16 protein-coding genes are annotated in these 19,122 nt (G+C 71.3%); 7 read left to right on the top strand and 9 right to left on the bottom strand.

The window, feature by feature from the left end; genetic code table 11:
* The first annotated feature begins 41 nt into the window (after positions 1-41).
* Positions 42-2,138 (top strand): SpoIIE family protein phosphatase, encoded by a 2,097-nt coding sequence (locus ACFZBU_RS10930; RefSeq protein ID WP_391583178.1) that lies wholly within the window; start codon positions 42-44, stop codon positions 2,136-2,138.
* A gap of 96 nt (positions 2,139-2,234) precedes the next feature.
* On the opposite strand, the gene ACFZBU_RS10925 is transcribed toward ACFZBU_RS10930, so the two are convergent.
* On the bottom strand, positions 2,235-2,693 hold the full coding sequence (locus tag ACFZBU_RS10925; protein ID WP_391583177.1) for a nitroreductase family deazaflavin-dependent oxidoreductase: 459 nt from the start codon (positions 2,691-2,693) through the stop codon (positions 2,235-2,237).
* Positions 2,694-3,217: 524 nt separating this feature from the next.
* Between ACFZBU_RS10925 and ACFZBU_RS10920 the strand changes: the two genes are divergently transcribed.
* Positions 3,218-4,453 (top strand): epoxide hydrolase family protein, encoded by a 1,236-nt coding sequence (locus tag ACFZBU_RS10920; RefSeq protein ID WP_391583176.1) that lies wholly within the window; start codon positions 3,218-3,220, stop codon positions 4,451-4,453.
* A 14-nt stretch (positions 4,454-4,467) separates the two neighbouring features.
* On the opposite strand, the gene ACFZBU_RS10915 is transcribed toward ACFZBU_RS10920, so the two are convergent.
* The 5 genes from ACFZBU_RS10915 to ACFZBU_RS10895 all read right to left on the bottom strand — a co-directional run bounded on the left by ACFZBU_RS10915 (position 4,468) and on the right by ACFZBU_RS10895 (position 8,236).
* Positions 4,468-4,743, bottom strand: coding sequence for a DUF4873 domain-containing protein (locus ACFZBU_RS10915; protein ID WP_391583175.1), 276 nt, complete (start codon positions 4,741-4,743; stop codon positions 4,468-4,470).
* Positions 4,740-5,000, bottom strand: coding sequence for a hypothetical protein (locus ACFZBU_RS10910; protein ID WP_391583174.1), 261 nt, complete (start codon positions 4,998-5,000; stop codon positions 4,740-4,742). The genes ACFZBU_RS10915 and ACFZBU_RS10910 overlap by 4 nt, the downstream gene beginning before the upstream one ends.
* A 323-nt stretch (positions 5,001-5,323) precedes the next feature.
* Positions 5,324-6,457, bottom strand: coding sequence for an aminotransferase class I/II-fold pyridoxal phosphate-dependent enzyme (locus ACFZBU_RS10905; RefSeq protein ID WP_391583173.1), 1,134 nt, complete (start codon positions 6,455-6,457; stop codon positions 5,324-5,326).
* A gap of 5 nt (positions 6,458-6,462) precedes the next feature.
* Positions 6,463-7,104, bottom strand: a complete 642-nt coding sequence (locus ACFZBU_RS10900; protein WP_391583172.1) for a transcriptional regulator — start codon at positions 7,102-7,104, stop codon at positions 6,463-6,465.
* 85 nt (positions 7,105-7,189) lie between these two features.
* On the bottom strand, positions 7,190-8,236 hold the full coding sequence (locus ACFZBU_RS10895; protein WP_391583171.1) for an Lrp/AsnC family transcriptional regulator: 1,047 nt from the start codon (positions 8,234-8,236) through the stop codon (positions 7,190-7,192).
* A 102-nt stretch (positions 8,237-8,338) separates the two neighbouring features.
* Between ACFZBU_RS10895 and ACFZBU_RS10890 the strand changes: the two genes are divergently transcribed.
* The 3 genes from ACFZBU_RS10890 (at position 8,339) to ACFZBU_RS10880 (ending at position 11,845) form a co-directional block, all read left to right on the top strand.
* The gene (locus tag ACFZBU_RS10890) at positions 8,339-8,542 is read left to right on the top strand and encodes a hypothetical protein (protein WP_391583170.1); all 204 of its coding nucleotides are present in this window, start codon (positions 8,339-8,341) and stop codon (positions 8,540-8,542) included.
* Positions 8,539-10,011 carry a sodium:solute symporter gene (locus ACFZBU_RS10885; RefSeq protein ID WP_391583169.1) on the top strand — a complete coding sequence of 491 codons (1,473 nt, stop codon included), beginning with the start codon at positions 8,539-8,541 and terminating at the stop codon, positions 10,009-10,011. Before ACFZBU_RS10890 ends, ACFZBU_RS10885 begins: the two co-directional genes overlap by 4 nt.
* 133 nt (positions 10,012-10,144) lie before the next feature.
* Positions 10,145-11,845 (top strand): amidohydrolase, encoded by a 1,701-nt coding sequence (locus tag ACFZBU_RS10880; RefSeq protein ID WP_391583168.1) that lies wholly within the window; start codon positions 10,145-10,147, stop codon positions 11,843-11,845.
* A 99-nt stretch (positions 11,846-11,944) separates the two neighbouring features.
* Here the strand turns inward: ACFZBU_RS10880 and ACFZBU_RS10875 are convergent, their stop codons facing one another.
* Positions 11,945-12,697 (bottom strand): M50 family metallopeptidase, encoded by a 753-nt coding sequence (locus tag ACFZBU_RS10875; protein ID WP_391583167.1) that lies wholly within the window; start codon positions 12,695-12,697, stop codon positions 11,945-11,947.
* A gap of 562 nt (positions 12,698-13,259) precedes the next feature.
* On the opposite strand from ACFZBU_RS10875, the gene ACFZBU_RS10870 reads away from it, so the two are divergent.
* Positions 13,260-14,021, top strand: coding sequence for a hypothetical protein (locus ACFZBU_RS10870; protein ID WP_391583166.1), 762 nt, complete (start codon positions 13,260-13,262; stop codon positions 14,019-14,021).
* Positions 14,022-14,268: 247 nt separating this feature from the next.
* Here the strand turns inward: ACFZBU_RS10870 and ACFZBU_RS10865 are convergent, their stop codons facing one another.
* Positions 14,269-14,862, bottom strand: coding sequence for an isochorismatase family protein (locus tag ACFZBU_RS10865; protein ID WP_391583165.1), 594 nt, complete (start codon positions 14,860-14,862; stop codon positions 14,269-14,271).
* Positions 14,863-15,620: 758 nt separating this feature from the next.
* On the opposite strand from ACFZBU_RS10865, the gene ACFZBU_RS10860 reads away from it, so the two are divergent.
* The gene (locus tag ACFZBU_RS10860) at positions 15,621-16,574 is read left to right on the top strand and encodes a phospholipase (RefSeq protein ID WP_391583164.1); all 954 of its coding nucleotides are present in this window, start codon (positions 15,621-15,623) and stop codon (positions 16,572-16,574) included.
* A 954-nt stretch (positions 16,575-17,528) separates the two neighbouring features.
* Here ACFZBU_RS10860 and ACFZBU_RS10855 read toward each other — a convergent pair.
* Positions 17,529-19,094: an MFS transporter gene (locus ACFZBU_RS10855; protein ID WP_391583163.1), complete on the bottom strand. Its 1,566-nt coding sequence runs from the start codon at positions 19,092-19,094 to the stop codon at positions 17,529-17,531.
* Positions 19,095-19,122: the final 28 nt, after the last annotated feature.

Below are 19,122 nucleotides of genomic sequence, written 5' to 3'. Positions count from 1 at the left end.
CGTGGACCGAGAGGGTTCCGTGGAAGTAGGGAGCTTCGAGGATGGACGCACACGAGCCGCCCCGGGGGGACGAAGGGCGGGAGCGGGCGGTGCCGTCGCCGCCGGGTGGATTGCTCGACCTGCTCAACGTGGCCGCGATCGTGTTGGACGGCCAGGGCAGGATCGTGTTCTGGAGCCCGCAGGCCGGGGAGGTGTTCGGCTATACGGCCCAGGAGGCCCTGGGGCGGTACGCGGCCCACGTGCTGGTCCACAAGGAGCACACGGACCTGGTGGTCAAGCTGTTCGCCGAGGTGATGAGCACCGGCGCGAGTTGGGCCGGTGCCTTCCCCATCCGGCACAAGGACGGCAGTACGCGCCTGGTCGAGTTCCGTAATATGCGGCTGCTGGACGATGTCGGTGACGTCTACGCGCTGGGTATCGCCGCCGATCAGACGATGTTGCGGCGGGTGGAGACCGATCTCGCGCTGACCGAGCGGCTGGTGTCGCAGGCTCCCATCGGCATCGCCCTGCTGGACAACGACCTGCGATACCTGCTGGTCAACCCGGCCCTGGAACGCATCAACGGCATCGCGGCGGCCGACCACATCGGCCGCCGTCCCGGTGACATCCTGCCCGGGCTCGACATCGACACCGTCGAGTCCGCGCTGCTCCAGGTACGGCTCACGGGCACGCCTTTGATCGACCAGCACATCGTCGGCCGTACCGCGGCGGATCCGGAGCACGATCACGCGTGGTCGGTGTCCTACTACCGACTCGAAGGCACCAGGGGGCGGGTGATCGGCGTGGCCGTATCGGTCGTCGACGTCAGCGAACGCCACCGGGCGACGACCGAGGCGGACCGGGCCCGGCGCCGGCTGGCGGTGATCGCCGATGCCTCCGTCCGGGTCGGCACCACGTTGGAGGTGGACCGGACCGCCCAGGAACTGGCCGACGTCGCGGTGCCCGGCCTGGCCGACGTGGCCGCGGTCGACCTGCTCGACGCCGTCCTGGCCTTCCGCCGCACCACCGCCTCGCCCGATCGGGGCCCGGAGCTGTTTCGGGCGCTCGCCGTGGCGGCGGCGTACCCCACGCCCGCCACCGCCGCCGTCAAGGCCGGGGACCTCGCCGCCTACGGCGCGGACCGGCTGATCACCCGGTGCGTCCACACCGGGCAACCCGTCGTCCTCGCCCATGTCGGCGCCGAGGACCTGCGGCGGATCGCCCCCGACGCCGACGGCGCGACGGCGTTCGCCCTCGCCGGCGTGCACTCCTACCTGGCCGTGCCCCTGATCGCCCACAACGAGGTCCTCGGCGCCTTCGACCTGCTGCGCGCGCGCAACCCGTTGCCGTTCGACGAGGACGACGTGCTCCTGGCCGGGGAACTGGCGGCCCGCGCCGCCGTGGCCATCGACAACGCCCGCTGGCACCAGAGCGTCCGCAACGCCGCCGAGACCCTGCAACGCAGCCTCCTGCCGGGCCGCCCGCCCCGGCTCACCGGCCTGGACGTCGCCTCCCGCTACCAACCCGCGCAGGCAACCAGCGAGGTCGGCGGCGACTGGTACGACATCATCCCCCTGACCGGCGACAAGACCGCCCTGGTGGTCGGCGACGTCATGGGCAACGGCATCGACGCCGCCGCCACGATGGGCCGGCTGCGCACCGCCACATGCGCCTTCGCCGATCTCGACCTCGCCCCCGACGAGATCCTGCGCCACCTCGACAAGATCACGCAGGGACTCGAGCACTACATCGCGACCTGCATCTACGTGGTTTACGACCCCCACGACCACCGCTGCCGCATAGCAAACGCCGGACACCTGCCGCCCGTCCTCGCCGCGACCGGACACACACCCGAACTGCTCGACCTGCCCACCGGGGTGCCCCTGGGCGTCGGCGGCGTCACCTTCCACACCACCGCCTTCGACCTGCATCCGGGCGACCGGCTCGTCCTCTACACGGACGGCCTCGTCGAAACCCGCCACCACTCCATCGACGACCGCCTGAACACACTGCTGCACACCCTGGACGGACCCCGCAAGCCACTGGAAGACACCTGTAACTGGCTCCTGCACTCCCTGCGACACCCCGACGACCACGACGACGTCGCCCTTCTCATCGCCGAAGCCACCTCCAGGACCACCGGCCCGCACACCCCGTGACACGAGGGGTCGGTGCGACGGCCCCGGACACCGAGGGGGCGGGCCGAAGTCGCCGATGCCGCCGTTCGGGTCGGGGGTGCGCACGTGCCGGAGGCGTCATGCCTGCGGTTCGGACCGGGGGGTGAGCAGGACGATCGGGATCGTGCGGTCGGTCTTGTGCGCATAGTCGTCGTAGAGGGGGAAGATCTGCGCCATCCGGGTCCACAGGTGCTCGCGCTCGGCCGGGGACGCGACCCGGGCCCGGGCGGTGAATCGGTGGATGCCGGCCTGCACCCCGACGCTCGGGTCGGCGAGGAGATTCCCGAACCATGCCGGGTTTTCGTCGGCACCGCCTTTGGAGGCGACGACGACGAAGTCGTCGCCCGACCTGCCGTAGATCAGGCAGTTGCGGCGCGGCAGGCCGGTCCTGCGTCCGGTCGTGGCGAGCACGAGCACGTGCACGCCGTTGTTCTCGTGTCCCTCGGTGCCGCCCGAGGCCAGGTAGGCGCGGGTCTGCTCGGCGACCCAGTCCCACTGCGAGTCGGTGGCGCGGTCGAGGTCTTCGGCGACGGCCATGTCGGCGGTTCCTTCCGGGTGTGTGACGTGTGGGGTGTGCGCGGTGGTCCGGGGTGGTGTCGAGGCGACGGGGTCGGGGAGACCCGAGCGCGATCGCCTCGAGGTCGTCGTCGGCGGCGGCGACGCCGGACGTGGGCCGGCCGTTCGATCGTCATGCCGGCCTCCTCGGTGCGGGTGCGGCCACCGTGGCCGCGTCCTGCCCTGGGAACGGAGCCGGCCGGCCGTTCTCGACACCCTCCGCCGATATTTTTCGAGAATCTTCGGACCGAAGCCGTCGAGCGTCCGCGTCGATGCCAAGGTGGTCGAGATCGCGGCGAAGGGAGCGCATCGGTCGCCCGGTTGCCCTGGCCGGCCGGCTCCACTCGCAGCACCGGCAGGCACTCGCCGCGCCGGTGCCCGCACTCCTCGAACCGGCCCGGCCCACAACCCCACAAGCCCACCACCCCACCACCCCACCACCCCACCACCCCACCACCCGACAGAAGCGACGACATCGCCTTCGCCACCCGGTAAGGAACCACGCCATGACCACGACGCACGGCTTCCCCCTGGAGCCCGCCCCGATCCATGTGTCCGACGAGGTCCTCGACGACCTGCGCGCCCGTCTCGCCTCGACCCGTCCGCCGCTGGACGAGGGGAACGAGGACTGGTCCTACGGCGTCCCGGACAGCTACCTCCGTGAGCTGGTCGCGTACTGGCGGGACGGCTACGACTGGCGCAAGGCCGAGGCCGCCATCAACGCCCACGAGCACTACCGGGCGGACGTCGCCGGTGTCCCGGTGCACTTCATGCGCAAGCCCGGCCGCGGCCCTCGCCCGATCCCGTTGATCCTCACCCACGGTTGGCCGTGGACGTTCTGGCACTGGTCGAAGGTGATCGACCCGCTCGCCGACCCGGCCGCGTTCGGCGGTGACCCCGCCGACGCGTTCGACGTCATCGTGCCGTCCCTGCCCGGCTTCGGTTTCCCCGGCCCGCTCACCGGCTTTGCGGACGTCAACTTCTGGAAGGTCGCCGACCTCTGGCACACCCTGATGACCGAGACCCTGGGATACCGCAAGTACGCCGCCGGGGGCTGCGACATCGGGGGGATCGTCTCCAGCCAGCTCGGCCACAAGTACGCCGACGAGCTGTACGGCATCCACATCGGCTCCGGGCTGCCGCTCGACTTCTTCACCGGCCACCGCGCCTGGGACTTCGCCCGGAACCGGCCCCTCACCGACGACCAGCCCGCCGACGTCCGCGCCCGCATCGTCGAGCTGGACCACCGCTGGGCGCCCCACCTCGCCGTGCACATGCTCGACGGCGCGACCCTGGCCCACGGGCTGAGCGATTCCCCCGCCGGACTGCTCGCCTGGCTACTGGAGCGGTGGAACGCCTGGAGCGACAACGGCGGCGACGTCGAGTCCGTCTTCACCAGGGACGACCTGCTCACCCACGCCACGATCTACTGGGTGAACAACTCCATCGCCACCTCGATGCGTTACTACGCCAACGCCAACCGTTACCCCTGGACCCCCGCCCACGACCGCACCCCGGCCGTGCAGGCCCCGGTCGGGCTCACCTTCGTCACCTACGAGAACCCGCCCGGCATCCACACCGCCGACGAGCGCGTCCGGGCATTCGAGACCGGCCCGCAGGCCGATTGGTTCAACCACGTCAATGTCAACGCCCACGACCACGGCGGCCACTTCATTCCCTGGGAGAACCCCGACGCCTGGGTGAGCGACCTGCGCCGCACCTTCCACGGCCGCAGGCCCTGAACGAGCCTGCGTGGTCAAAACGGTGCGATGCCGGTGCCGGTGATGTGGGCGTGGTGGTCCAGGATGCGGTCGACGGTGAACGAGGCGGCGCGTTGGCCGACGCGCAGGAGGCGGGTCGTGGCGGAGGCGACGCGGTTCATGTCGACGGTGGGATCGTCGGTCCACACGCGTCCGTGCCAGCTTCCGGCGGTCTCCAGGCGCAGGTGGGCCTCGACGGGGATGCTCGTGCCGTCGGCGGCGACGATCGCGGGCCCGTCGTAGTGGTCCCGGGCGCGGGAGGCCCCGGTCATGTCCGGTGTCCGCTGATCCGGGTGACGTGCTCCCCGCTCGCGACGACGACGAATCGATGCCCGAGCGCGGTGGGCTCGGTGTCGAGGTGCAGGACACCCTCGGTGCCGGTCTCCAGGACGGGCCCGCCGTCGATGATGGCGCTCCAGGTGCGGGGGAGGGTGTCGCCGTCGATGGGCCAGTCGAACAGATCGGCCGTGACCTCGACGTCCCCCAGACCGGGGACCGTGACGTGGCCGTGTGCCGACATGATCTCCATCCTCCGAGTGTGCGTCGGCCGGCCCGGTCCCGCCGGCGCCGGAACCGGTTACGGGGGCGACTCGCGCGCCTCGGCGGCGAGGACGGCCGGGTCCGGCGAGGCGCGCCGGGGCGGCGTTCTTCGAGGGTGCCGCGGTCCTCGGCGTCGCCGCTCCCCGCTTCCTCACCGGCGGCGAGCACAGCCCGCGGGGCACGCGTCCGGGCGGCCCGACCCGAACGGCTTCGGCGTTCGGAGCGGGAGCCGGGCCGGGACGGCCGAGGCGGTGTCCACCAGCTGCCCGGTGGCGGCCTTCTCGATGACGGCCGTGTCGAAGACGGGGAGGGTCATCGGCGCGCTCGCATCCACCGGGCGAAGGCAGCCAGTCCTTCCTCCGGGGCGCGGCGGCCGATGCCGATGCGGAACCGGTCGGTGGGGGTGGCGGTGAGTTCGGAGCGGTAGATGCTCGCGGGCAGCAGCAGGACGCCGGCCTCCTCCACCAGGCGGGTGCAGAATTCCTCCACCCCGTCTGCGCCCAGGTATCGGGGGTAGGCGACGCATCCGCCGTCCGGCGCCCGCCACTCGAAGTCGTCCGCGAACTCGGCGAAGAAAGCCGCGAAAGCCGGCAGATTGGCTGCGATCAGGGCCCGGTTGCGATCCAGGATCGTCTCGCGGGCCTTCAGCGCGATGCGGGCCAGCACCTCGCCGGGCGCGGAGTTGCAGATGGTGGTGTAGTGCTTGGCCCGCTCCAGGCGCGAGCGCAACGCGCGGTCGCGGCAGGTGATCCAGCCGATCCGCAGCCCGGGCAGCCCCAGGGACTTCGAGGTCACGTTCAAGGACAGTGCCCGCTCGGACAGGTCGGCGGCCTGCGGCAGGGTCCGGGCGGGGTCGCGTTCGAGGCCGCGGTAGACCTCGTCGCTGAACAGGCGGACGTCGCGCTCGTCGCACAGGCGGACCAGCGCGGCGAAGTCGGCGGCGTCGACGACCTTGCCGGTGGGGTTGTTGGGGAAGTTCACCGAGACGACCCGGGTGTTCGGCCGGAGGGCCGCCGCCACCTCGTCCAGGTCCAGAGCCCAGTCCCGGTCCGCGTCGAGAGCCACGCCGGTGACCTCGCACAGCGCCAGCGGCACGGTCTCGGCGGCCTGGTAGTTCGGGGTCACCACGACGGCGTGGTCACCCGCGTCGAGCAGCACGTTCATCGCCAGGTAGAGGGCCTCCTCGGCGCCCGCGAAGCAGATGACGTCGTCCGCGTCGACGTGCTCGTGCGTCCGGGCGATCACCTCGCGCAGGGCCGGGTCGCCGAAGGTCTCCGTGTAGCCCAGGGACAGGTTGTCGAAGGCGTCGCGGTCCTCGTCGTCGGCCAGTGCGAGCAACTCGCCGAGTGTCATCGTCTGGGCGTCGGAGGCGGTCAGGTGGTGGCGGGCGGTGAACTCCCAGCGGGAGAAGTACGTTTCCAGGCGGAAGTCGGGCAGCCGGGTCATGTGCGTCAGTCCTTCGTGCTCTGGGCTCGGAGCTCGGCCAGCAGGCCGTAGACGGTGGAGCGGGACACCCGCAACGCCTCGGCGACGACCGGGGTGGCCCGGCGCACCGCGAACACCCGGGCCTCGTCCAGCCGACCGAGGACCACCAGGCGGTCCTGGCGGGTCATCCGGTCGACGGGGCGACCCGTTTCGCGAACGTGGCCGCCGACGATGTGCCGGATGCGCTCGGACCAGTCCTGCTCGAACAAGGGCTCGGGACGCCCTACGGTCGGGGCGCCGAAGGCGGACAGGACCGCGGCGGCCCGCTCCAGCGGCGTGCGGTCGAGATTGATGCACAGCACCGCGGACGCCCGGTCCTGCTCGTCCCGCAGGACCGCGCTGACCGAGGAAAGCCGGCGGCCGTCCGCGAGCAGTTTCTCGTACGGCCCGTACACGTCCCGCGTCGCCGGGTCGAGCGCGTCCAACTCGCCGAGCAGCGAGGGATCGCCGGCGCGGCGGGAGGTCATCGGATTCCAGATCTCCAGGACCCGGTCGGTCTCCGGGTCGTGCAGGACGACCTCGGCGTACGGGCCGAGCAGGAGCGCGACGGCCCGGCACACGGGCGCCCAGGTTCGCACCCGAGGGTCTGGGTTCTCTTCCACGTCCATGGCTTGGACTGTACGTCCAATCTGGATAAGGAGTCCAGGCCCGGGCGCGAGCGGGGCCCGCATCCTCCGTCCCGTCCGCTCGCCGTCACGCCCAGATATCCATCGGCACGAAGCCCGTGCTGCGGCCCTCGGGATCCAGCAAGTGGCCCATGCGTTTGGCATTGGCAAGTGTCAACCATCGGTCCTCGACGGTGAGTTCGGGGAATCGCTCGGCGAGGTGCGCCTCCAGGCGGCGGGTGTCGGGAATCGAGCGCACCCAGGCGGTGATCAGCAGGCTGTGCCGTGCCGCGATCGCGGCGCACATCCGGACCTCCGCCACCGCGGCGATCGACGCGCCCACGCGGGCCAGATCCGCACTGGGGACGTTCGCCAGGTAGTGCACGAACACCGGGAACCCCGAGACGCTGTGCGCGATTTCGCAGCGCGGCACGACGCTGCCCTCGCGAAGCATGCGGGTCACCCGGCGGCGTACGGTCGACTCGCTCATGCCCGTGACCTCGGCCAATTCGCCGTAACCGAGGCGCCCGTCCGCGCCGAGCGCGACGAGCAACGGGCGGTCCTCGGGGGCGACGGTCCCGATACCCGCAGGCGGCGTGTCGTCGCCCGGGCGAAGCAGGCTGCGCTGGTGGAGGTCGAGCGAGCGCAGGTCCCAGCGGCTGCCTTCGGTGAACAGGTGGGTGGCGATCATGCTGCGGATGGCGGTGACGCCTTCCTGAGCGCCGATGACCTCGATCGCCAGTCTGGACAGCGCGGTGAGGTCGGCGACCATCACGGTCAGCAGGAGGTCGGTCCCGCCGGACACATGCTCGATGCCCGTGATGCGCGGGTCGAGCCGCAGGCGCTCGGTGACCGCGCGCACCTTCGCGGGATGGCAGTCGACCTCGACGTACGCCGAGCAGTTGACCTGCAGCACGAACGGCCCGCCGTAGGCGGTCACCCACGCCAGGCCGCGTGAGCGCAGGCGTTCCCAGCGGCGCGCGACGGTGACGGCGCTCATGCCCAGGGCCTGGCCGACCAGCGTCCACGATGCGCGCGGTGCCGCCTGCAGGGCGTTGACCAGTGCCAAGTCGGTCTCGTCCAGAAGGGTGGGTGGCAGCTCGGCGGTTGGCGCAAGATCGGCGGAATACTTCACCACAAGCCTCCGAGTGACTCTTATCTACAAATTTCCCGGGATCCTATCCGGAAGTTTCATGCTCCAGGGGTTCGCGAAATACGACGACCCCGGGAGCGACCCATGCGTGTCGCAGTGCTTCTGCTGATGGTGCCCGTGACGGCACTGCTGGCGACGGTGTGGCTACCGTTCGTCAACGCTCCGCATATCTGGCTCGGCATGCCGTCGATAATGACCTGGAGCGTGGGCTGGGTGATCGCCCTGACTCCCGCGCTCGGGTACGTCGAGTACCAGCGCACGCGCCGCCGGAACGGGGGCGAGCGATGAGCACGACCCTGGCCGTGTCCGTCGTGGGCATGCTGCTGATCGCCGGGCTCGGCGTGCTCGGCCGCCGCAAGCCGGCCGCCAACCTCGAGGAATGGACGGTCGGCGGGCGCCGCTTCGGTGCGGTGACGACCTGGTTCCTCCAGGCGGGCGAGGTCTACACAACCTTCACGTTCCTCGGCCTCGCCGGCCTGGCGTACGCGTCGGGCGTCGGCGTCGTCTACGCGCTGCCGTACCTTCCACTCGCGTACGTCGGCATGTACGTCGTCGCGCCGCTGGTGTGGCGGGTCGGCAAGGAGCGCGGCTACCTCACCCAAGGCGATTTCTTCGCCGACCGCTACGGCAGCCGCGCCCTGGGCACGCTGACCGCCGTGCTCGGTGTGGTCTTCCTGCTGCCCTACCTCCAACTCCAGATCACCGGCCTCGGCCTGGTCGTCGAGTTGGCCACCGGCAACAGCGGCTCCGGGACGGCGAGCATGATCGCCGCATCCGTGCTGATCACCGGCTTCGTACTGTGGTCGGGCATCGGCGGCGTGGCGCGTGCGGCGTACCTGAAGGACGCGCTCATGGTCCTGGTACTCATCGTGCTGGCCATCGCCATTCCCGCGCACTACGTGGGCGGCATCGGCGAGGTCACGCATCGGCTCGCCGACGCGCACGCGGCCAAACTCACCGTGCACGACGGGCCGTTCGACCGCACCTGGTTCTTCACCAGCATGGTGACCAGCCTGGTCAGCGTGATGTTCATGACCATGCCGCACGGCTGGCCCGCGGTCCTGTCCGCCAAGGACGAGAAGGCCCTGCGCCAGAACAGCATCTGGATCCCGTTCTACAGCGCCAGCCAGGCGATCCCGATGCTGATCGGGTTCACCGGCATCGTGGTCGCGGGCGCGGCATCCGGCGGGCCCAGCGGCGTACTGCTGCACCTGACCAATGGCGCCATGCCCGACTGGCTCGTCGGCGTCGTGGTCACCGCGGCGGCCGCGTGCGCCATGGTGCCGTCCGCGGCGATCGTGCTCGGCATGTCGTCGCTGGTCGCCCGGAACATCGTCCGTACCCGCACCGAACGCTCGGGTCTCCTGGTCAACCACACCACCGTCGTCGGCGCCGTCGGTGTGGCGCTGGTCCTGGCCATCAAGCGGCCGGACGCGCTGACGAACCTGCTGCTGCTCACGTACTCCGGCCTCGCGCAGATGGCGCCCGGACTGCTGTACGCGCTGACCGGCCGCCGCCCGCTCGTCGGCGCGTGGTCGGTGGCGGCCGGGATCCTCTCGGGCGAGGCGGTGGTCATCTGGCTGACGTTCGGCGACAACGGCCACGCCGTGGACACCAACCACGTCAGCGCCGGGCTGATCGGCCTGGGCGTCAATCTCGCCGTCGGCCTCCTCGTCGAAAGCGCTCGGCGCCTGGCCGCGGGCACACGGCCGACGCTCGGCACGCTGCCGCGCCCGACGGAGAAGACGGCCGCGTGAGCCCGGCACCGGTCGAGGCCGAGGCCGAGGCCGAGATCGGATCAGAGGCCGAGACCGCAGCCGAGACCGAGTCCGAGTCCGGGTCCGAGATCCGAACCCGGACCGGGCGACACCACACGGAACACACCGACGAATGGCACACACAATGACGACCCGAGGCATCCACGGCAGCACGGCACCCGCTCCGGCGCACGCCCTGTCCCACCCGGACGAACCCACCGCGAGGATCTTCCGGTCCCGCCGCATCATCACCCTCGCCGACCCGGGCGGTGTCGCGACCGCCGAACCGGAAGCCATCGCCACCTTCGGGGATCGCATCGTCGCCGTCGGAGACGTCGCCGACCTGCGGCGGCGCCTGCCCGGAGCCGAGCTGGTCGACCTCGGCGACGCCGTCGTGGTCCCGGGCCTCAATGACGCGCATTGCCACCCCGCCGGGTTGGCGGACACCCGCATGCGGGTGCCGCTGACACCGCAGGCGCTGCGGGCCGCCGGCGGATCGGGCAACCCGCTCGCGGAGCGCGTCCGGGCGACCCCGCCCGGAGGCTGGGTGGTGGCCGAGGGGTACGACCCCAACGCCGACCCGCAAGGCCGCCTCGACCGGGCGGCCCTCGACGCGATATCCACCGAACACCCGGTCCTGGTCGTGCACTTCTCGTGCCACATGGCCGTCGCCAACTCGCGCGCCCTGGAACTCGCCGGCCACCGCGACACCGACCCCGATTCCGACGGTGGCACGCTCGGCCGCGAGGCGGACGGTCGGCTCGACGGGTGGATGTACGAGGGCGCGTGGTTCGACCAGTGGTTCCGCCCGAGCGGCGCCCCCGAACTGCTGGGCGAATTCACCCTCGACGACCTGATCCCGTCGTTCGCCGAAGTGGTCCGTGAGTTCCACGCGGCGGGCATCACCTCCTGGTGCGACGCGTTGGTCTCGCCGCGCGAACTGCGGCTGTACCAGGAGGCCGCGCACCGCGGGGTGCTCACCGCCCGCGTCGGCATGCTCGTCTGGCACCGCTACTTCGCGGACCTGGCGCGGACCGGACTGCGCACCGGTTTCGGCGACGAGCACCTGCGGCTGGTGGGCGTCAAGCTGATGATCGACGGCGCGCTCGCGGGCGGCACCTGCCTGTGCCGCGTCCCGTACCCCAGCCAGACCGGCAGCGACAACGGCATCCAGCTCATGACCGACCGGGAGTTCGCCGACACGGTCCTCGCCGTCCACCGGACCGGCAGCCGTGTCGCCGTGCACGCGAACGGGGACCTGGCCGTCGGCAAGGTCCTGGACGCCATCGAGGCCGCCCGCGCCGAAGTCCCGGCGTACGCGGGGATCAACCACCGCATCGAGCACTGCAGCCTCGTCGACGACAGCCTGGTGGAGCGCATCGTCGCGGCCGGGATCACCCCCGTGCCGTTCGGCTCGTTCGTCCACGACCACGGCGGCAAGTTGCGCGGCTACTACGGCGACGAACGCGCGGCCGCAGCCTGCGGCCACCGCCGCTTCCTGGACGCGGGCATCACCGTGGGCGGCTCCTCCGACCACCCGGCCGGCCCCCTCCCGCCGCTGCTGGCGATCCGCACCATGGTCACCCGGCAGACCCGCGACGGCGAAGTCCTCGGCCCGGACCAGCGCATCGGCGCCCGCGAAGCCCTGGCCGTCTACACGACCGGCTCCGCTCACGCCACGGGCGAAGGCCACCTGAAGGGCCGCCTCGCCCCGGGAATGCTCGCGGACTTCACCGTCCTGGGCGAGGACCTGCTGTCCGTCGCACCCGAACGGATCGCGGACATCCCGATCCTGTCGACGTGGGTGGGCGCCCGGCGGGTGTGGGGCGCATAGGGGCGCACTTCGGGATGGTGCGGGAACGGGGGCGGCCGGCGCGTGATCCCGACGGGGTGTGGGGGCTCGACGGGATCGGCCGCCGGCCGCCGCCCGCGTTCACCAGCGGGGCAACGGGGGCGGATTCCAGGTCGTGGACACGTCCCCGTCATCGAGCAGCCAGCCGGCGCCCAGCCAGGCCATGGCAATCGAAATCAGGCCGAAGGCCGCCACCCACACAGGCCACGGTATTCCGGTCGAGGTCGCCAGTGTCGCCGCGTCGGACGAGGAGTTGCCCCTCAGATGGCGTCGTAGCAGTTCGACAACGTGCCGCACGGCGGCGATCAGCAGGAACCAGACGACCACGTACGCGGCGAAGGCCTGTACTTCCACCCGGCCCCGCCACGACACCGCGGCCAGGACACCGGACGCGAGGAGGATGATCACCACGCCGAACACGTTGCGAACCGTCGTCAACAGCAGGAGCATCAGAGCGGTCACGGCCCACAGCGACGCCGTGACGTGCCCCGCGCGCAGAAGAGCCGCGCCACCGACGCCTGCCAAGGAGGGCGCCGGATAGCCCGCCGCAGCGATCAGGAGTCGGCGAAGGCGGCCCTTGCCTCGATGCGACGTGGTTCCCGAGTTGTCGACCTCCAGGCGGACGGCGACGACGCGATGCCCGCACAGGAGCGCGGCCAGGACGTGGCCCGCCTCGTGTGCCATCACCGAGTAGCAGCGCACGGTGGACCATGCCAACCGATGCACCACACAGGTCAGGGCCACGCCCCCGGCGACGAGGACCAGCCCCGAAGGCGGGTGCGGCTGCGTGGCGAAGGCGTACTCCCACAGGAGCCGCGGGAACGACGAGGTCATGCAACTCCGATGCTCTGACCCGCCCTCGGACCCGAAGCAGCCGACCCGCCGGCGGACAGGGCCGCGCGGGTGCGTCGGGGCCAAAGGTCGTGGGACGGTTCACCGACGACACACAGTCGGTGAACCGTCCCGGGCAGGTCAAGCCGTCCGGCGCATCGGGGCCCGACCCCGCGTTTTCCGGATCACCCACCTCGACTACGGCAGGACCGGGCACCGAGGCTGACACCCGGCAAGCGGCCACCCCACCGCGCACTCCCGCCCATGTGGCGAACGCGGTATGGCACCCCCTCGTGGACCTGAGACCCTCCCCGGTCGCCAACCTCACCGGCACGGCGCCGCCGCACCGGCTCTCGAACCCGCGCTGCCGAGCCTGGGGTGCCCGGCATGCACGTCCCCCGCCCCGCGGGCCGGAGGCCGGCCCCACGCGCTGACTGCGTCGTCGGCGGTCAGAGGGGGATCCCCAGGACACAGGGCCCGGCGCCACGGCAGTCTGACGACCCGTCACGTCGATGGGCGGACGCTCCGGTCGGCTACGAAAGAACTCGGAAAGGACCCATTCCTCATGCGTTTTCGCGCCCGCCTCGCCGCTGCCGCCATACCCCTCCTCGTGGCGACCGCCGCGTGCGGCGGGTCGGAGGACGGGAAGGACGACGCGAAGGCGCCGGGCGTCGGCGGCACCGCGGACGCGACCACCGGTACCTCGGGCGGCGGCCCCGTGGGCAGCGGTGCCGTCGACGCCGGCACCAAGGGCTACAAGCTCGTCGTCCCGGAGTCGGTCGACGCCTACACCAAGTCGAGCCCGGGCAGCACGCCCGGCACGCAGGAGGCCGAGAGCCTCGGGGTGGGCGGCGCCCGGACGGTGTCCGGCGTCTACAACGCGCCCGCCGCCGACCCCGACGACCCGGCGATGTTCGGCGGTACGCGGCTGACCTTCGGAGGCTTCTCCGGCGAGATCGCCGACCCCGCCAAGGCACTCGACACATACCTGGCCAACGTCGGCAACAAGGGCCTGAAGGGCACCGGGAAGGCGCAGGGAATGGAGATACAGCCCGTCGCAAGCGCCAGGACCGTCAAGCCCGCCGGCTTCGAGGGCGCGCTGGTGAAGTGCCAGGACATGCAGGTCACCCGCAGCAAGGGCGACGGAGCCCCGAAGGGCGTCGCGGATTTCCGGTTCCCGGTCTGCGCCTGGGCCGACTACTCCACCCTCGGCGGCGCCAACGTCGTCGGCCTGGCACAAATGACGAAGGGCGGCGAGGGAGCCTCGCAGGACGAGGTCGCCGCGTTGATCGCCAAGCTCTACGACACGGCCCGCCAAAAGGCCTGACCCGGCGGGGGAACAGCCCGACCCAGGCAAACCCGCCCACCCCCCCCGCCACAGCGCCGGGAGCAGGGCGCCGGGCCGGTTCGGCGGGACTGGCTCGAAGGTGACAACCGGCATCTCCGGCCGGGTCGAAAAGGCCAAGCGTTCCTCGGCGTGCACGGGTGCGCTTCGTCGCCGGTTTTCCCGGGACAGGGCGCGCACCCGTTGTTCGGCCCTGGTGGCGCATAGGGGCCGGGACCGGTGTCGGGAACTACCTCGGGTCGGGTGCCGTACCGGATACGGCGATTCCTGCCTGGTGGAAGTCGTCCACGGCCGCGGCTGTCGTGTCCGGGGCGACCCCGACCGCGTAGTCCAGGCGCACCCGTGTGCGGAAGCCGGCCTTCACGGCGTCCAGCGCCGTGGCCCGCACGCAGTGGTCCGTGGCGATGCCCACCACGTCGACGTCCTCCACTCCGCGATCCCGCAGCCAGTCCGCCAGGGAAGTGCCGTCGGCGTCGGCTCCCTCGAAGCCGCTCTTCGAGGCACTGTGGGCGCCCTTGAAGAAGACGGCGTCGACCTTGCCGCCGGCGACGGTCGGGGCGAAACCGGGGTGGAATTCGCTGCCCTCGCCTCCCGCCACGCAGTGGACGGGAAAGCTGTTTTCGAAGTCGGGGGTCGCGGAGAAGTGACCTCCCGGGTCGATGTGGTGGTCCCGGGTGGCAACGATGTACCGGTAGTCGCCACCCGCGCTCCGCTCGACCAGATCGGCGATCGCCGCCGCGATCCGCGCACCGCCTGGGACGGGAACACTGCCCCCCTCGCAGAAGTCGTTCTGCACATCCACCACGATCAACCCTCGGCTCATCACGAACACCCTCCGGCACGACGGAACAATGTCCGCGTTCTACCGGCCGCCGCACACCCGCCGACGATGTGACGGGCCGAACTCACCCGCACGGCCGCAGATATTCACCACGACGACGCACGTCCGTCGAGCCGACGTCGCGCGACAGGACGCGGCGCAGGCGTCCGGGGCACGGGCACCGACCAGGTGAACTCCGGTCTCGGAGACGCCTGAAGCCGGCCCCGCCACACACCTGCGCCGCATGACGCGTTCGGTTCGCATGCCGACGTCTTCGATGCGGTGGCTGTGGCGGGGCCGGCACCGGATCGGGTCGAGCGGGCGATGCACGCCGAGCGCCGGGGGGTGTGGGTGACGCGGCCGAGCACGACGGTCGGGTGAGCGGATCGCGTGGACGACGGGCACGTCGCGCGGCGGATCCATGCCGCGGAGCCGGTCCGGGGACGCCACGGCGGTCGTACGCAACCCTCATGCAACCCGAAGCGTGGCTGCGGCGTGACGTGTGTGGATGCCCGCGTCGAGAACCCGGCGAGGGCAGCCGACACGTCAACTGCCCACGGCGTTGCGACGATCGCTGGGTCGGCCACCCGGTCGGCTCACCGAGCGAGCGCCATCGCCGAAAGTTGCGGCAGCCGATCCGACGCGCACTCGCCCGCCGATGCCGACCCGGGCGTCGGCGATCGGTGGTCGCGCGCTTCGGGACACCGATATGAAGGAGTAGCTTCTTGACCACTCACTTTCGGCGGGTCACGCGCCCACGGATGTTACCGGCGCTGATGGCGGCCCTGTGCGGGCTCGTCGCCACCACCGTGCTCGGTTCGACTCCCGCGGCGGCGGCCGATCAGCGGCAGGCGATCTACGACATCGCGCATCGGGTCGACACGCTGGACGGCGTGGACGCCGCGATCAACCACGGTGCCAACGCCATCGAGGTCGACGTCTGTGCCTGGTGGAATCCGAACGAGTGGCGTGCCTGGCACGACTGTTCCTCGGCCGGTGAGAACCGCCTGGGCCCCAGCTTCGACGCCATGATCGACCGCATCCTGTCCAACGCCAGGGCGGGCCGCCGGCTGGCGCTGGTCTGGCTGGACATCAAGGACCCGAACTACTGCGGGGAAGCGCCGAACCGCACGTGCAGCGTCGCCGGACTGCGGGACAAGGCACAGCGCCTGACGGGGGCCGGGATCCAGGTGCTCTACGGCTTCTACGAGTACCACGGCGGCAACACCCCGGACGTCGGGGGCAGGGGTTGGAAGAGCCTGGAGGGCAGGCTCGGCCCGCTGGAGGGCATCACCACAACCGGGACCCGCGACCAGGTCGTGAACGCGTTCGACCGATCCGGTTCCGGATTCCCGACGGGCCGGCGGGTGATGGACTACGGCGACAGCGACATCACCAACGGGTTCGGCAACTGCACCGAGGCCACCTGGAACACGTGCGCCGAACTCAAGAAGGGCGCCCGGGACCGCGCCGCCGGACGACTCGCGGCCACACTGTCCTGGACAACCACCTACAACGATCCGTGGTACGTCGACAAACTCCTGGGTGACGCACGCGTGGACGGCATCATCGCCGGCTACGGGGCCTACACGGGAGTGCGCGACTACGACAACAACTGGCAATGCGGCAACGCCGTCAAGATGATCCGTGACTGGGTGAACGCACACAGCGGCACCCACCGCATGGCCAACGGCAGCGACCGCATGTTCAGGTAGCACCACGCGGCCCCGGGGGCGGGACGAATACCGTTCCGCGCCCCGTGGGTCGCCCCGGGGCCGTCGGCCGCAGTCCCGGCCGACGGCCCCTTCGGGGGGCGCCGAGTGTGAATGGTGCGTGTGGCCGGAACGGCAGTCGCTCGGGCCGGCTCATCCGCGGGCGTCCGGCGGGGTGTGGCGGGACCTCAGGCGCGGCGCGGAGCGCGTGGGTCGGAGGAGTCCGCGTCCTGGGGGTCGACGCCGGTTTTCGCCGTGGCGTCCTCGCCTCCACTGGGACGACGGGAAGGTCCCTTGGGGCCCCGATCGTGCGTGCCCTTCCCGCCGGACCCCTGACCCTGTTCCTCGCCTCGGCGCCCCGTGCTTTCCACCGTGTCGCCGGGGACCTCCTCGGTCTCCTCCTTCGACTCGATCCGTCCGGGTCCCGCCGGAGGGGCGAATTCGTCCGGATGGAACGATCGGTGCGCGCTGTCGTTGTCGCCTTGGCGCGTGGCGTTCACGGAGGGGGACCAACCGCGGTTGTCGGCGTCGACACGGCCTGCGGCGCTTTCGTTGCGGGGCTTTTCGGTACGGTTTTCGTGCGCTGTCATGGTGTACCACCGGCATCGTCCCCGAGACCCCGCCCAAGCGGACGAGGGCGCAACAAGTCTAACCGTCGCACCGTCCGAGCGACGGGTTCGGTGCGCGCTGCGGCGAGCCACGGTGACATGCCGATTGGCCTCCGAAGCCTTCGGCTGGGTCGGCGGCTGCGGTGGCACCCGGTGCCGGCCCCCTTCGCTCGGGATACGACCTCTGTCGGGCCATGCCCGCGTCAGGCGGCAGACGAGGGGCATCGCCACGGTGGTGCCGGGCGCGAAACGCGCCGAGCCGAAGCGGGACGCGTTCGCTTCCTGGGCGGCCCACCCGGCGGCCGGGCACGGATCCTGCCCGCCGGGGGACCGCCTCGGACCGTTGGGATCAGGTGTGTGCCGGCAGAGGGCCGGCGGCGCGGTCGCCCGTGCTTGCGGCTGTCCTGTCGCTGCTCCCGGCCCCTTCGACTGCGTCGGAGCCTTCGGTGCCTGCCCCGGCGCTCGCCCCGGCGCCGAGATGCTCGGGACGCGCCGTATTCATCAGTGCGGCAACGATCAGCGCGCCCACCACGATGATCCCCGCGGCCCACGCCCCCGCCTCCGCGAAGCCTTCCACCAGTGCCTGCTTCGCGGTCGCCGGGCTGTTGTCGTGCGAGGCCAGGTAGTCCACGGTCGCGCTCGTGGCGATGGTGTTGAGCAGCGCGGTACCGAGCGAACCGCCGATCTGCTGCGCGGTGTTGACGGTGGCCGAGGCCACCCCCAGGTCACCGTGGTCGACGCCGTGGGTGGCGTAGTTGATGGCGACCGGCATGACCATGCCCGCTCCGAAGCCGAGCAGGAGTTGCGAGATCAGCACGCCGCCGGCGTACGAGGTGTCCGGGTCCACGGTGATCATCCACAACATGCCGACGGCGTTGACGAGCATGCCGGGCACGATCAGCGCCCGCGGCGCGAACCTGGGCATCAGCCGGGTGCTGAGCCCGGCCGCCGACACCAGGACCGCGATGGCCATGGGCAGGAAGGCCGCCCCCGTCTTGGTCGGCGAGTACCCCTTGACCACCTGCATGTAGTAGGTCATGAACAGGAATGCCCCGAACATTCCGATGACGGCCAGACCCACGGCCAGGTACGCGCCGCCGCGGGTGCGGTCGGCGACCACGCGCAGCGGCAGCAGCGGCTGCGCCACCCGGCTCTCGACGAATACGAACACCGCGAGCAGCACCGCGCCGGCGCCCAGCAGGCCGAGTACCGTCGCCGAGCCCCAACCGTCCGCCTCGGCCCGGGTGGTGGCGTACACGATCGCGACCAGCCCACCGGTCACCAGCAGCACGCCCGGGATGTCCATGCGCGCCCTGCCCTCGCGCCGCGACTCGGCCAGCATCATGTACCCGCCGATCGCCGCGACCAGGGCGATCGGGATGTTGACGTACAGGCACCAGCGCCAGTCCAGGTAGTCGGTCAGCGCCCCGCCGGCCAGCAGCCCGATCGTGCCGCCTGCGGCGCTGATTCCGCCCCAGATCCCGAACGCCTTGGTGCGGTCCTTCGGTTGGGTGAACGTCACCGTCAGCAGCGACAACGCGGACGGCTGGAGCAGCGCACCGAACGCCCCCTGCACCGCGCGGGCGAGCAACAACATCTCGAAGTTTCCCGCCGCACCGCCGAGCGCCGACGCGGCGGTGAAACCGAGCAACGCGATCAGGAAGGTCCGCTTGCGCCCGACGTAGTCGGCGATCCGGCCGCCGAGCAGCAGCAGGCTGCCGAACGCCAGCGTGTACGCGGTGATGATCCACTGCCGGTCGGCATCGGAGACCCCGAGGTCTCCCTGGATGGACGGAAGCGCGATGTTCACGACGGTGGCGTCCAGTACGAGCATGAGCTGGGCCAACCCGATGAAGAACAGCGCGACCCAGCGGCGCGACGGGCCGGCCGGGGCCTGCGCCTTCGTGGTTGCCATGACGTGGTCCTCACTCGTGGTGGTACGT

Source organism: Embleya sp. NPDC008237 (genome assembly GCF_042956465.1).
GTDB lineage: Bacteria > Actinomycetota > Actinomycetes > Streptomycetales > Streptomycetaceae > Embleya.
The sequence above is the reverse complement of the archived record's forward strand: the minus strand, read 5'-3'. Positions and strand labels throughout refer to the sequence as shown.

Excerpts from the sequence above, each read along its gene's own strand:
- ACFZBU_RS10870 (WP_391583166.1), top strand. The coding sequence starts at position 13,260 with ATGCGTTTTCGCGCCCGCCTCGCCGCTGCCGCCATACCCCTCCTCGTG.
- ACFZBU_RS10865 (WP_391583165.1), bottom strand. The coding sequence starts at position 14,862 with ATGAGCCGAGGGTTGATCGTGGTGGATGTGCAGAACGACTTCTGCGAG.
- ACFZBU_RS10915 (WP_391583175.1), bottom strand. The coding sequence starts at position 4,743 with ATGACCGGGGCCTCCCGCGCCCGGGACCACTACGACGGGCCCGCGATC.
- ACFZBU_RS10890 (WP_391583170.1), top strand. The coding sequence starts at position 8,339 with ATGCGTGTCGCAGTGCTTCTGCTGATGGTGCCCGTGACGGCACTGCTG.
- ACFZBU_RS10905 (WP_391583173.1), bottom strand. The coding sequence starts at position 6,457 with ATGACCCGGCTGCCCGACTTCCGCCTGGAAACGTACTTCTCCCGCTGG.
- ACFZBU_RS10910 (WP_391583174.1), bottom strand. The coding sequence starts at position 5,000 with ATGGAGATCATGTCGGCACACGGCCACGTCACGGTCCCCGGTCTGGGG.
- ACFZBU_RS10920 (WP_391583176.1), top strand. The coding sequence starts at position 3,218 with ATGACCACGACGCACGGCTTCCCCCTGGAGCCCGCCCCGATCCATGTG.
- ACFZBU_RS10930 (WP_391583178.1), top strand. The coding sequence starts at position 42 with ATGGACGCACACGAGCCGCCCCGGGGGGACGAAGGGCGGGAGCGGGCG.
- ACFZBU_RS10885 (WP_391583169.1), top strand. The coding sequence starts at position 8,539 with ATGAGCACGACCCTGGCCGTGTCCGTCGTGGGCATGCTGCTGATCGCC.
- ACFZBU_RS10925 (WP_391583177.1), bottom strand. The coding sequence starts at position 2,693 with ATGGCCGTCGCCGAAGACCTCGACCGCGCCACCGACTCGCAGTGGGAC.
- ACFZBU_RS10900 (WP_391583172.1), bottom strand. The coding sequence starts at position 7,104 with ATGGACGTGGAAGAGAACCCAGACCCTCGGGTGCGAACCTGGGCGCCC.
- ACFZBU_RS10875 (WP_391583167.1), bottom strand. The coding sequence starts at position 12,697 with ATGACCTCGTCGTTCCCGCGGCTCCTGTGGGAGTACGCCTTCGCCACG.
- ACFZBU_RS10880 (WP_391583168.1), top strand. The coding sequence starts at position 10,145 with ATGGCACACACAATGACGACCCGAGGCATCCACGGCAGCACGGCACCC.
- ACFZBU_RS10855 (WP_391583163.1), bottom strand. The coding sequence starts at position 19,094 with ATGGCAACCACGAAGGCGCAGGCCCCGGCCGGCCCGTCGCGCCGCTGG.
- ACFZBU_RS10860 (WP_391583164.1), top strand. The coding sequence starts at position 15,621 with ATGTTACCGGCGCTGATGGCGGCCCTGTGCGGGCTCGTCGCCACCACC.